12 protein-coding genes and 1 pseudogene are annotated in these 12,194 nt (G+C 58.8%); 4 read left to right on the forward strand and 9 right to left on the reverse strand.

Annotation, left to right across the window (positions count from 1 at the left end; all coding sequences use genetic code 11):
- Positions 1-54 precede the first annotated feature (54 nt).
- Together Q0C42_RS21620 and Q0C42_RS21625 are read right to left on the reverse strand one after the other, a co-directional pair.
- Positions 55-354 (reverse strand): recombinase-like helix-turn-helix domain-containing protein, encoded by a 300-nt coding sequence (locus Q0C42_RS21620; protein WP_367115730.1) that lies wholly within the window; start codon positions 352-354, stop codon positions 55-57.
- Positions 340-633: pseudogene (locus tag Q0C42_RS21625) on the reverse strand (recombinase family protein); the annotation flags it as partial. The gene Q0C42_RS21620 and the pseudogene Q0C42_RS21625, both read right to left, overlap by 15 nt.
- Before the next feature lie 423 nt (positions 634-1,056).
- On the opposite strand from Q0C42_RS21625, the gene Q0C42_RS09660 reads away from it, so the two are divergent.
- The 3 genes from Q0C42_RS09660 to Q0C42_RS09670 are packed head-to-tail and all read left to right on the forward strand — an operon-like array spanning position 1,057 to position 3,116.
- Positions 1,057-1,506 (forward strand): hypothetical protein, encoded by a 450-nt coding sequence (locus tag Q0C42_RS09660; RefSeq protein WP_295074632.1) that lies wholly within the window; start codon positions 1,057-1,059, stop codon positions 1,504-1,506.
- Positions 1,507-1,517: 11 nt separating this feature from the next.
- Complete coding sequence (locus Q0C42_RS09665) at positions 1,518-2,027, forward strand: ImmA/IrrE family metallo-endopeptidase (RefSeq protein ID WP_295074633.1); 510 nt, start codon at positions 1,518-1,520, stop codon at positions 2,025-2,027.
- Positions 2,028-2,036: 9 nt separating this feature from the next.
- A complete protein-coding gene (locus Q0C42_RS09670; RefSeq protein ID WP_295074634.1) occupies positions 2,037-3,116 on the forward strand; it encodes a beta family protein in 1,080 nt (359 codons plus the stop codon).
- A gap of 353 nt (positions 3,117-3,469) precedes the next feature.
- On the opposite strand, the gene Q0C42_RS09675 is transcribed toward Q0C42_RS09670, so the two are convergent.
- The 5 genes from Q0C42_RS09675 to Q0C42_RS09695 form a co-directional block, all read right to left on the reverse strand.
- Positions 3,470-6,604 carry a DUF927 domain-containing protein gene (locus Q0C42_RS09675; RefSeq protein ID WP_295074635.1) on the reverse strand — a complete coding sequence of 1,045 codons (3,135 nt, stop codon included), beginning with the start codon at positions 6,602-6,604 and terminating at the stop codon, positions 3,470-3,472.
- Positions 6,605-6,625: 21 nt separating this feature from the next.
- Positions 6,626-6,811 (reverse strand): hypothetical protein, encoded by a 186-nt coding sequence (locus tag Q0C42_RS09680; RefSeq protein WP_295074636.1) that lies wholly within the window; start codon positions 6,809-6,811, stop codon positions 6,626-6,628.
- A 433-nt stretch (positions 6,812-7,244) separates the two neighbouring features.
- A complete protein-coding gene (locus tag Q0C42_RS09685; RefSeq protein WP_295074637.1) occupies positions 7,245-7,589 on the reverse strand; it encodes a hypothetical protein in 345 nt (114 codons plus the stop codon).
- A gap of 375 nt (positions 7,590-7,964) precedes the next feature.
- Positions 7,965-8,420 (reverse strand): hypothetical protein, encoded by a 456-nt coding sequence (locus Q0C42_RS09690; protein WP_295074638.1) that lies wholly within the window; start codon positions 8,418-8,420, stop codon positions 7,965-7,967.
- A 1-nt stretch (position 8,421) separates the two neighbouring features.
- Complete coding sequence (locus tag Q0C42_RS09695) at positions 8,422-8,667, reverse strand: hypothetical protein (protein ID WP_295074639.1); 246 nt, start codon at positions 8,665-8,667, stop codon at positions 8,422-8,424.
- Positions 8,668-9,540: 873 nt separating this feature from the next.
- Between Q0C42_RS09695 and Q0C42_RS09700 the strand changes: the two genes are divergently transcribed.
- Positions 9,541-10,197 (forward strand): hypothetical protein, encoded by a 657-nt coding sequence (locus Q0C42_RS09700; protein ID WP_295074640.1) that lies wholly within the window; start codon positions 9,541-9,543, stop codon positions 10,195-10,197.
- 63 nt (positions 10,198-10,260) lie between these two features.
- On the opposite strand, the gene Q0C42_RS09705 is transcribed toward Q0C42_RS09700, so the two are convergent.
- Positions 10,261-10,518, reverse strand: a complete 258-nt coding sequence (locus Q0C42_RS09705; protein ID WP_295074641.1) for a hypothetical protein — start codon at positions 10,516-10,518, stop codon at positions 10,261-10,263.
- 21 nt (positions 10,519-10,539) lie between these two features.
- A complete protein-coding gene (locus Q0C42_RS09710; protein ID WP_295074642.1) occupies positions 10,540-12,141 on the reverse strand; it encodes a site-specific integrase in 1,602 nt (533 codons plus the stop codon).
- Positions 12,142-12,194 lie beyond the last annotated feature (53 nt).

The following is a 12,194-nucleotide window of genomic DNA, read 5'->3' on the forward strand; positions in this document are numbered from 1 at the left end:
TCCGGCCCGACCCCATACCCCCAGATGGGTCCCCCCAGATCCTCGTGAGAAGCGTCACAGCACAGATGATCGGTCGAGCAGTCTGGCCTGTACGTTCGCGACGGTCGCAGCATGCCACACGCCGCCGCGCGCCGTCTTGATGCCACGGCGATTCAATTCGCCTGCGATCTTGTGCAGGGTGGTGTGTCCGGCTGCCCGCACGTCTGCCAGTATCTCCATAAGATCAGCCGCAAAGGCGTCAGCCTTGGCTTTCCTAGCTTTGTTAGAGGCCGCGTTACCCTTGCCTGCCCGCCGCAGGGCAGCCGCGCCATTGGGGTTGCCTAAGCGCGTTCCACGGGCCTTTGCAGCTTGCAGAGCGGCAACGGTTCTGGCGCTGATTGCGCGCGCCTCCTCTTCGGCAATAATGCTTTTGATGCCGATAGTTAACGGCGTCGTGTGTTGATCGTCGCAACATACGAAGTCTACGCCTGAGTCGCGTAGGTTTAAGAGGAAGGCAGCGTTTCTTCCCAGCCTGTCGAGCTTCGCAATGACCAAGCGCGAGCCGGTCACGCGGGCTTGTCGCAGCGCCTTCGCCAGTTCCGGGCGGGAGTTGTTCCGGCCCGACTCCACCTCCACAAAGCTGCCCATAATGGTGGCATGGTGTTGGGCCGCCTAAGCGGCAATAGCGGACTTCTGAGCGTCCAACCCGAGTCCAGAGTCTGCCTGTGACTGCATGCTGACTCTGATGTAGCTGACGACTTTCATGGTTCGGGGCCGCTTCAGGTTTGGCGTAATGTCCGTTAGGCCGTTTTATACACTCCACCAGCATGATTCGCGAGTCGTTTCAATAGCTTCCGTGAAAATGGGCCGCGATTTTGCGGCGGTGCGCCCAATTATGCAACCGTACAAGAAAAGTTGCTGTAACGCAGGTCGAGGGCGGCTGCGGGGGTATCCAGCTGGGCGGGGGGGGGGTGGCGTTTCTTGGCTGTTCAAGAATCTTCGGATGGTTTACACTTGACATGAACACAACAAGAACAAATATGCGGGCAGTGACCAACGATGACCGGAAGCAGGTGGGTGAAGGCACTTGGCTACATCGCGGCGTTCGTAGGGGGGTTGGTGGCATGGTACTTCTTGTCTGCGATGGGGTTCTTTTACAGCGGTGATCTACCCACCCCTGTATTTCCGGCTGACAACAGCGTTGCCACGTATCTGAGCTTTCTGTCTGTAATGATGACTGCAGTAACTGTGGTGCTTGCCGTGCTGGGTATCGGGATAGGCATTGTTGCGGTATTCACCTTCGCCGGTATCCGTGAGGAGATTCAGAAGGTCGCGACCAAGATCACTTCGGATGCCGATGAGCGTCTAGAAGAGGCTCTGACTGCGGTCGAAAAGAAGGTTGACGGCCTGTTGTCGGAGGAAGTCATCCAAGCCCGCGTTGATCAGGTGGCAATGTCGCTCCGACAGACACCCAGCGTCGCGGAGCTGGAAGAGGATTTCGACAAAGAAGATGACGGAAACCGCTAGGAGGAAACTACATGTCAAAGGAACTCTCTAGGGTGCTCGGGCAGCAGCGGGAAATCATAGAACATTACCTATCAGAGTATCCAGTGAAGCTTGGGCAGATGGCGCGGGACCTAGGGGTAGATATAAAGGTGGCCAGTCTGGGCACAGGGATTTCAGGAAGGATTGCCCTTGAGGGTGGACGCTACGTGATACGTGTAAACCGAAACGAGGCGCGAGAGCGTCAACGGTTTACTATTGGCCATGAGCTTGCCCATTTCCTTCTACATCGGCATATAATCGATAGTTCGCCGGATGGCATCACGGACACTGTCCTGTATCGATCTGGCGCGCCCGAGAGGATTGAGTTTGAGGCCAACCGACTGGCCGCAGAACTCGTCATGCCGATGTCTCTCATTGAAAGAGAACTAAGAGAGAACTTTGGGGGCCTTGTTACAGAGGTCACCATCGAAGGTCTTGCTTCCCTTTTTGAAGTGTCGAAAGCTGCCATGGAGATCAAGCTTTCCACTCTGATTGAAGCCTAACGAGATACCATGGTCCTAGACAACAAGACCTACGTCCCTACGCTGGCCATCCGTGCCAGTGAAATGAACGGTCTGGAATTCTTGCCGGGTGCAACGAAGGAAAGGATGACACCTTGTATCCTTCTCGCCCCGTGGGCCAATGCCCTTACACTTCAGAAGGCTGTGGATAGGGTCGAGAAGGCTTTCCGGCACCAGCATTACCTGCTCGACATTGATAGGGACTATGAATTCAGCAACCTAGAAAGCGGACCGCAGCAAGAGTTAGTCGCCTTGCTCAACCCTGCGAACGCGTTCGAAAACTGGTGCCGGTTTGTCGAGGATCATGAATGGGTCTTGCCTTGCGTGCAGACACGAGGGCAGAGTGCAGCCGAAATACGCAGACAGATAGAGCGTTTTCAGGGCGCGGGGCGCTCCTACTGCATGCGTATCTTTATGGGCCGAGTTCCTAGCAACATTTCTGATGTCGTAGCTGCATTTGCCGCATCTGGTGCGGCAGACTACTCTATAATTCTAGAAGGCGGTTGGACGCAGGACCCTCTGAGCCTAGCATCTTGGTTTGACGGCATGATTGGCGGGCATCTGCAGGTGATCGATGCCACTGTCCCCATAGTCCTTTCTTGCACCTCAATGCCGAAAATGTACTCAGACTACGACAGGGGAGTTTACAAGGTCCCGTTCTCAAATCGACAACTGATAGATCAAATCCGACTGCGTCGGTCTAACCGCGCTCGGATCATCTATGGGGATTGGGGGAGCACGCGCCCGCGAGAGCCGGGTGGGTTTGCTACCCGCCCTCTGGATCGGGTGGATTATCCGACTGGTGATGCTTGGTACATCGCGCGGAACAAGGATGACGCGTGGGACTTTCGGCTTGCCGCTCAAGCGATACTTGCCAGCGGTGAATGGGAAGGTGATCTCGACATTTGGGGAGAGGAGATGATCGAGAACACGGCTATTAGCCCTGCATTAGGTATCGATACGCCACAGAAGAATGTCGCATCTCGGGTAAACATCCATCTTCATCGGCAGGCCTTCTTCGGTACAGGCGATCTTGGTAGCTTGAATCTCGATGAGGATTGGCAGGACTAATCCGCACGGAACGCACGGACTGAAACTCCACCAGTCCGTGCGGGGGGCTGTCCAGAACTTTCATGTTTACCAATGCCTTAAAAGTCTCGCACGGACTACACGGACTACACGGAGTAAAAATAGAGTGTCTTTCTTCTAATTCACTTTGACCTCTCTCACGCTTGCTCTGTGCGCCTCGTGGCAGGCAATTCCTAGCCCGTCATATATCCTCCGTGCAGTCCTTGCAGTCCGTGCGGATGTGTAAGTATCTGCGACGTAACGATTAACTTGGCGAAGTCCGCACGGACAACCCCCATTCAGTCAGTGCGGTTGTCCGTGCGGACTTTAGAAAGGCCGCTGACGCGGCCCATGTCTCACTCACCCACTCTCGGCTTACCACCCAACTGAGTCGGCGGCGGCACCCCCAGCGCGAGCCTGTCGATCCGGATGTTCGTCACCCTGCCGCCACCACATTCCGGCGGAAGGTTCGTCCACTTGCGGTTGCTACCCGACATAACCAATGCCCCGGCATCGCGAAGAGCCTTGAGCAAGCCATCCACGGTGCCACTCAGCCCCATAGCGCGCATGTTGATCTTGTCTGCGATCAAGACGATATGCGTGTCAGTGGTCCAACCCCACCGCTCGCGATACAGACGGGCGTCGGGGTCGCTGGCATTGGTGAGGTGGACGCCATCTGCCCCGGCGAACCAAGACCGGAAGCCGTCCAGCATGGACGCTTCGCCCTCGGTTGCCTTGCCTTCGTCCGACGCCCGGAACGTCTGCCACGCGGTGAGGATAGCCGCCCGAACCTTGTCTGCATCTGTCAGGAGTCCAGCTTCACACGCCAGCTCCCCTGCGATCTGAACAAGAGCGAAAACCTTCGCCGCCTCACGCTGGGCAGGGATCGCGGTCGGACCTGCCAGCTTCTCTGCCGCGTCTGCAATGTTCTTCCGGATGGTATGGCCCTTCTTGTGCCAGCCCCCAACGATCAGCCATCGCACGAAAGCCGGTCCAGCAAGTCCGTAGTTCCGCTGGATACCCTCGATCTTCGCCACTACGTCCGCGCTGACGCGCGCAACGCCCGTCACGTTCACATCTGGATACCGTCTCGACAGCCCGGCCCGATACTCTACGCCCGCCGCCGTGATTGTGTCTTTCAGGGTCCGTTCCGACGACAACAACATGAACGTGCGGAACGTAGCTGTTTCACCCAAACCGGCGGCTGCTGTGGTGCCTGCCATCCGGCTCTTACCGGCCCCGCCAGACACGCCATAGAGGATGCCTGACAGCGCCTGCGGTTGCTGCATGGCCGCTAGATCGTCCAGACCGCCGAAAGCTTCTGAGGCACGGCTGGCGATCACCTCGACCGCATTAGCGGTCGTGTTAGCGGGGTAGAAGACGCCCTGCGACGGGTAGGGCGTCGCCCATGCAGTCGCGCCAAGCAAGAGCGCCGTGGACTTTCCCCGCGCGGCCTCGCCCGAGAAGTTCATGCCGCAACCCGACGCTTCCGCCAGAGCCATCAGCGGCCCGACGAAACCGGAACATGCTCCGATCACCCAATGGAAGTTCGGCGGCAAGGATTCATCGCCGTTCTGGATGTCTGCGAAGGCGGCTTCTGTCGCGTCCTTCCATCCGTCCAGCGTTCCTGCCGATGCTCGGTCTGTCACAGTAGCGACGGTCGAAAGTCGGAAAGGCTGCCCGCCCTCAGTCGCGGTGATGTATTCGCCGGTCGGGGCCAGATATCCCATGATCACCCCGCCACGATCCCGAACCCATCCGGGACGGGGGACAGTCGGGACATGGCGCTGGGGGTGAATCTGGCGGAACAGGTTCAGGATCGGTTCGCGGCTCTTTCTCGATACGAACAAGGTCATCCCGGCATCTGCCAGAAGTTCCAGAACACCGCCGCCGCCGTCCCTGATCAGGTCGGCCCTACGCAAGGTGACCTCAACCTCGGCCCCGTTCTCATTCTGAAAACTGATGATCCTGCCAGCGCCGGAATCCCCTGCAACGTTGGAAGCCCGCCCGATCACGTCGAAACGCTGGCAGAGCGGTATGTCGCTGCCGTCTTCCTTCCCGTCCGGCCCCCAGATCGTCCCGCCCTTGATGGTGAAAGCTCTTGGCAGCCAATCTCCGACAGGTTCGAACCCGGAGTCATCATCGCTCACGGGGTCGCCGTCTTCTTCGTCAATCTCTTCGTTCGACTGCGGCACGTATGGGCCCGGCAGCAGGCAGGACTCGTCAAACCAACCTTCCGACAGGGCCTTGTGCAGCATGTCCAGCCGGTCGTGAGTATCCTTGCACCCGTGCTTACAGTTCCAGACAAACCCAGTGCCGCCGTCGCCGTCCTGCACATGACACCCAGTGTCCGTGGGGTCGCCCGCGTTGCTATGCCATTCGTCAAAGGGGCATTCGACGACTACGATGTTGCCGTTGATTTTTCGCACCTTGTCTGGGGCTTCGGCCTGCAACAGCTCCCCGATTTCCAGCCGGTGGGCGTACTTCGCTGCCCATTTCCGAATGGGTATTCCGCCGATCTCGCGGTCATCCACCTTCGCGCCCGCGCCCGCCAGTTCGAAGGCGTTCTTCACGCCGCCCCTGTCCAATTCCGGCATGTCTGCCAAGGTCAGACCGCGCCCCCGTATTACGTCCAGTGCGAAGTCGCCCCCGCGCGGGTGGGAAGGCATGTAGAAGACGCGCGACACGTCCAAGCAGGCTTCGTCCGCAAGGAGGTCCAGCTTGTGGGCAAGGCCACGTACCAGCCGCGCATAGCGGTCCTGTTGCGCTCGCTGCATTGGTGCGAGCGAACCAATCAACAGGGGCTGGGCGAGGGGGAACAAAAGCCGATACTTCTGCAACGGCGAATGACGATAGACGATCTGGACTCCGTCTTCGTCATGGTCCTGCCCGTCAATCTCTACCGTGGCCAGAACGTCAGGCCGCAGTTTCGGAGCGAGGTAGGATCGAAGCTCGCCCGTGGTCGGGTCGCGTTCGATCTTGAGCGCACGTAGTACCGTGTCGCGCTTCACCTTCGAAGTCTCAGTACCATCGCGGAAGGACGTATAAGCAACGCAGGCAAATCCGGCGGCTTCGATCCGATCAAGAGCGGCGCTGTAGTCGTCGCCGGAGTCAACGTCGATACCGACCATCTCCACCGACTTCATACCGTTCGCCTTCCTGCGGACGTACTTCGACCCCGCCGCCTCACCAAACACGATAGGAAAGTACCCTTTCACCCGCCGCTCTGCATGCTGCGTCAACCCGCCATCGGGACCGCCTGCCAACCAAGCTCGGAATGGGACAGGCGTACTGTTCTTCCAATCACTTTGCTTGGCGTCCCGGTCCCGGTACTTCGGCAACAGGAGGGTCATGGGTCTAGCAAGCAAGGCCCGCCATTCGGGCGAGTCGTTCCCGCTGACGCGGGCAGAGTTCAGTACGGCGTCGCCACTACTCAGAAGCGGGTCGTCATCTTCGATCAGGGCAAAGTCAGAGGCAGTCTGTTTGTTCAAGGGGTCAGGTCCTTTCTTGGTCTAGGTCAGGGTGGCCAGCCGTTCGGCAGTTTCGTGGATTCGGCGCGAGAGTTTCAGGACGTCCGCCAGCCGGGGAATTCCGCGAACTGAAGCGTCGTGAAGGGCGACGGACTGGATCACAAGCTCCGCCTCTTGCTGATCTTGGGTCTGGTCTTTCGGCGTTCTGTGCAAGGCAACTACGTTCATGGTGTTTCCTATGTGTGCGTTCACGCAGGTCCGGTCTGTGGGGCCACCATATCTCACATCATGCGGTACTCTGTCAACTGAGAGTTCTTGTAAGCTGTTGTTTTCAATAAATAAGCTTGAAGCTGAATTTGAGGCCTGCCCGGGACCGGCCCGCTAAGCTCGCCTATTAGCTTGAAGCCGAAACATGAATTCGGCTTGAAGACGAGACATTTTCGCACACGTCATTCGGTGAAGCAGCTGTTGGCGGACGAACCCTTGGCCCACATGGGCGGGAAGGTTGTCACGGCACCCGCCCAGATCATGGCTTCCGCCTCTTCGGCCAGCCTTTCAAGTTCGGCGGCATGCTGTTCGGCTGACCATCGACTCCTGACAGCGCTGGACAGCTTCCAGATGCGTTTTCGTTCGGCTTCCGCGCGTTCGCGCTCCCGGCGATTCACGCTCGGGCCATGGTCCAGAGGACTCCCGCCGGGTCCAGTGAAAGGATAATCTGTTCCATGCGCCCTCGGATCGGCGACAGGTCTACAACCCGCTCATCTTGACCAAGAGGCACATTCGCAGGGCGTTCGTAATAGTCGCCATTGGAGTCGATTTTGAAGCCGCAACATCCTGCAATAAGATGGGCGATGCGAGGTAGACCGCAGCATGCGGCCCTCCACGCTTCCACCTCCAAGAGAAGCGGACAGGTGCGCAGTTTGATACGGGAGTCCAGCAAGGCGGACAGTTCGTCCACAACGGACGTTTCGACAGTCGTGTAAGTATCGGAAGCCCAGCGGGCCATGGTGATTTTCCTTAGATTGGGTGGGGGTGGCGGGCCGTTTACTGACCCGCCCATGCGCCGTGCTCAGAGCACATCGGCGCTCGGCTGGACGCCCCGCGTCCAAGCCCTACAGGGCCGATAGACGGCCCTGCTGCTGAGCTTAGGTGTGACGATTCACGGCCCTATCATGCGCGCGTAGAAGTCGGTTGCGCCCGTCCGCCGTTATCGTCTGCGGCGGGAACAACGCCGCCATGACTGCCCGGTACTCGTCCGCTGTCACCGTCCCGCCTCCCACAAAGGGGCGGACGCTGTCCCGGCGCGGCGGGCCGAATGCGGCAAACCGCGACAAGTCGGGGTGTTGTTCGAGGTAGTCCAGAATCTCACGAACGCGGGCGGTCATGCGAGGCCCCACTCGCGAGCCAAATGCAAGCGCATTGAGGGCGAGCTGACCTGTCGGAGGGCTAGGAGTCGGGTCGACTCCTCTTCCGCCGTCATCTGGTGTTTCGGCTTCGCCACTTCTTGGGCCCGGCGCTCCGCTTCGATCTGGTGCCCCACCGCGAGTCTTTGGTGGGGGTTCTTGGCGAGTGTCTTGTGCAGGTCGGACTCCGCATCATGCAACTGCCGCTGCACCTCGTGGGCACGCAACTGGGCCTGTAGTTCGGGCAGACGCTTTGCCTCTTCCAATGCGCCCCCGGCGTCGTGCTCCGAAAGCACGAAAAGCCGTACCGAAGGGAGGTATTCGACCTGATCGCGGGTCAGCGTCAGACCCTCGGCGCGAGCGTCTGCAATCAGCTTATCGCTGATCAGGTCCAGCCTCGCACGCTCGCGGGCGGTCAGTTCAATCTCAGCCATCCTATGCGGCCTCCTCATCGTTTCGCTTCATTCTCGCGCGGGCATCTCTGGCCTCATCTTCGGCCAAAAGCTGGTCGAACGCGGCTCTGTCGGCTTTTGCTAGGGCGTGGGCTTCCTGTTCTGTGAGGTGTTCGGCCCTCAGGGCATGGGTCAGCATTTCCGGGTCTGACCAAGCGCGCGTCAGCCTCGCCATTGCCGCTTTCCTTGCCCCTTCCGGGTACGGAAGGGCGGCGTCGAATTCCAGCATTAGGAAGGCTCCGTAGGACGCCTGTACGCGCGCCTGTAGGGCCTCAAGTTCGGTTGTGTGGTTAGGCATAAAGAGCTGTCGTCCTTACTGAGTGGGTGTCATTTTCTGTAGGATTCGGGCCGTCCCCGGCTTCGGTCAAAAGGGGTGTAATCAGCCGGTCCAGCGCGTCGCGGTTCAGCCGTCCAGCCGCCTTGAGGTGCCCGGCCAATGGCGTGGCGGCGAAGGGCTTCTGTCCGGGTCACCACATGCCTACCAATTCAGCCTCAAGCGGCGCTGTCTGGTGCAGGATTCCGAAGGCGTTGGCGAAGTCCGGCATGAAAGGCAGCCCTCGCTTTGACCCGGTAACGACATACGGAAGCAACGAGTCCGCCATCGCGAGCAAAACCCGGTGGCGTTCCGCATCCCGGATTAGGACAGCGCTTCTCAGGTTGTCGGAGAGGGCCTGAAAGTACGAAACTCTAACGTTGTGCAGCCGTTCGGCCATCGCCGGATCAGCCGTCAGAAACCGTTCCAGCCGCCGGGCGGCGGGCAGGACTTCGTCCCCCCGACATACAAAAAGCCGTCCGATACTGCGGCCTCAATCAACGGCGCGGCATGGCTGCGGTCACGCAGCCGGGGCAGCACATCGGTCAGGGCGAAGAGTTGATTGCGAAGCCCGACGCGCGGGCATCCCCGCAATCGCCGGGACGCGGTATCTCGGTTACATCCGCAGGCGGCGGCGTATCTATCAAGGGTAGTCTGGAGGGCCATAGATTGTTCTTGACTTTCTGAATTTTCCTTCCGCTAAGCTACCACAATACGCAAAGAATTGCGAATCACCGCGAACAACGGTTTTTAGGACAGATCTACTGACCTAATTTTGGAGATTGTGGCTTGGATTTCGATGACGCCGTCAGAGAAGCGGCGCGAAGGGCACAAGAAGCCACCGCGCTCACAATGAAGAATTTTTCGCTTAGCAATGTGGTTGATGAAGATGACATCACCGGCCACTTGGCAGGGACGCTGTCGGCAAAGTTATCGGGAGAAATCGAAGGTCTGACGTGGGACACGAAGGTTCTCAGGCATCGTTCAGGAAAAGCAGGTCAGGAAAAAGCCTTTGGGGCTGATCTACTGCTTCACGTTAGGTTCGACACCCCGGAACGGACCTACTCAAAAGGGGTTCTCGTACAATCAAAGCGTGTTGAGCCAAGTATTTCGATGAGCCTCTCAGAGCATGTGCGTCTAGTTCAGCAATGTAAAGTCATGCTGGGACACACCCCTGCAGCCTTTGTTTTCGATTACACTCGGAAAGATATGCGGGTCGGCGCAGCAGTCCGAATTGCTGGAACGAACTTCCGAGAACTGTATTCGGAATGCACGCTCACTTCCTACCGTTTCTTCCGCCTTCTCTTTGAATGCCCAATCGGCGATAGCAGAATCACTCCTCAGCTCGTTGACAGCCACCTAGACCTTGTGCGTGGGGCAGATGCTGCACCAATTGTGGTCGATATTTCTGCCAAGTCTTCAATTGAACGCCGCCGTCGGAGATAAACAGCAGGATAGACACCCGAGATCGTGGCGGAGGTTTGGGGTGTCGCTATGCCGACGCGTCCGTCACTTCGCCCGGCGACGATCCTTCGCAACTACGAACCCGGCCTTGCCAAGGATAACGACCGCTATCCCCGCGACCCATCCCGCAAGCCAAGCGTAGATCGGTACAGCCGTACCCATCAGAGCAAGCCCCATGTTACCGATCAATGCGGTTAGAAGAATGCCGCATAGGACTGGCACCACGAGCAAGGCCTGTACGAAGAGCGAGCGACGCCGGTACCAGCGCCAGACGGCGGACAGGATGAGGCGAAGGCGTTTCATGTCGGACTCCGGCAGTTCAACTCAATCCCTCACATACTTTGCCACCCGTTCCAATGCCTCAAGCTTTTCGGCTAGCAGGTCATCCCCGCCGTAACCCGCTTCAGTCGGGTCCTCGCCGTCCAGACGCCCTGCGATCAGCCGTCGCGTTTCCTTGTCGATCTTCGCCCGGCGGGCGGCGTCGGTCCATGAGTGGCGAAGGGAATGGAAGACTAGGCCGGGCTGTTTCAGTTTCAGGGGGTCGCGAACCTTCCGGGCGAACCTGTGACCATAGCGCTCGGTCAACCGCCCGCGCTTATCCGGCTCCACTTCGCCCCGATGCACGCGCTTCTGTTTGTCTTTTACATCTTCGAGGAACAGGAAATGTCCACCCGCCTTACGGCGGCGATCTACCAAGTCGAGAAAGCCCGCTTCGATAATGGGTGTGGGCAAGGGTACAACCCGCATTGAATGCTTGTTCTTGACCTTCTGTGCCGGGTCGTCGTCTGTGATTTCGATTACATGAATGTTGCCGACTAGCCGGACATTGCTCACAAGCATCTGCCCCAGTTCCTCGCGCCTCGCACCAAGGTACGCCGCCAACAGGGGCAACCAATGGTCTATCAGGTCGGAGTCGTAGGTAGAGCGAGACTGGTCAATGATCTTCCCGACCTGTTCCGGCGTGAAGGGCAGGGTCTTCTGCTCGTTCTGCGTGCTAAACTTCTCTTTCGGCTTCCGGGCCTGAAACCCTGCGAAAGGGTCGGCTTGGGTAAGCCCGGCCTGATTGAGTGCATACTTACTCAGGGACTTCATATGATCCGAATAGCGGGTCCGGACCTTCGGACTGATCAGGGGCAGCTTGTCGCGTTCCGCCCGCTCAACGGCCTTGCGGATGGTCAGCTTCCGAAGTTCGTGATCATTGGTCAGGGGGAACCCGGTCAGGACTTCGTCAAACTGATCAAGGTGGCGGCGTTCCCACTTCGTAACCGGCATGTCGCCATGGAGTTCAACCCACCGCCGAACGGTCCGCATCAGGTCTTCCCGGTTCTGAACGGTCCAGCCCTTGGCCTTGGTGAAGGCCTCTGCAAGCGCGTGAATCCCATCGCCGCTTTCATCTATCCCCTTCGGCGGAGCGGGTACTTTCTCGCCTATCGCGTCGGCAACGCGCTTCAAGCGGCGTGTCTCCCCGGTGAGGGTCGCTATGACTGCTTCCGATTCCCGCGCCTCCACTGCTTCCGCAACTCGCAAGACGTGTTCCGGCGTGTCGGTCGTCGCGCGCGTCAGCGCGGTTTCTGCCCCAGCCCCGGCAAGGGTGAAGGCGGCTTGCATTCGGTATGACCGGATCGTGTCGAGTAGTCTTTCTGGCCCGCCGATCTCTGCCAACAGGTCTCGGTCTTCCTGTCCAAGTGTTCCAAGGATGCGGTCTCGGTCTGCCAGACGGTGAGCTTCCTTCACCTTCCGGTCAAAGATGACACGCTGTTCCCGGACCTGCTTTTCAGCTTCTTTGGGATCGGACGTGCGCAGCGTTCCGCGCATAATACCTGCCGGGAAGGCGGGGTAGCTGGCCTGAATCGCCTTCGGAATGGGGAGGTTGAAATGGTAAGTGGAACCCCGGACCTGTGTCCCTGCCACCTTCGGAAATGCCATGCTTTCGGCCTTTGTGCTAACCCATATTAACACAAAAGTTAGCACAGAAGTTG

This window comes from Tabrizicola sp., assembly GCF_022842145.1.
Lineage (GTDB): Bacteria > Pseudomonadota > Alphaproteobacteria > Rhodobacterales > Rhodobacteraceae > Tabrizicola.

What these genes read in the sequence shown, in the direction of transcription:
- Q0C42_RS09710 (WP_295074642.1), bottom strand. Translation starts at nt 12,141, where the DNA reads ATGGCATTTCCGAAGGTGGCAGGGACACAGGTCCGGGGTTCCACTTAC.
- Q0C42_RS09695 (WP_295074639.1), bottom strand. Translation starts at nt 8,667, where the DNA reads ATGCTGGAATTCGACGCCGCCCTTCCGTACCCGGAAGGGGCAAGGAAA.
- Q0C42_RS09670 (WP_295074634.1), top strand. Translation starts at nt 2,037, where the DNA reads ATGGTCCTAGACAACAAGACCTACGTCCCTACGCTGGCCATCCGTGCC.
- Q0C42_RS09705 (WP_295074641.1), bottom strand. Translation starts at nt 10,518, where the DNA reads ATGAAACGCCTTCGCCTCATCCTGTCCGCCGTCTGGCGCTGGTACCGG.
- Q0C42_RS09665 (WP_295074633.1), top strand. Translation starts at nt 1,518, where the DNA reads ATGTCAAAGGAACTCTCTAGGGTGCTCGGGCAGCAGCGGGAAATCATA.
- Q0C42_RS09685 (WP_295074637.1), bottom strand. Translation starts at nt 7,589, where the DNA reads ATGGCCCGCTGGGCTTCCGATACTTACACGACTGTCGAAACGTCCGTT.
- Q0C42_RS09690 (WP_295074638.1), bottom strand. Translation starts at nt 8,420, where the DNA reads ATGGCTGAGATTGAACTGACCGCCCGCGAGCGTGCGAGGCTGGACCTG.
- Q0C42_RS09680 (WP_295074636.1), bottom strand. Translation starts at nt 6,811, where the DNA reads ATGAACGTAGTTGCCTTGCACAGAACGCCGAAAGACCAGACCCAAGAT.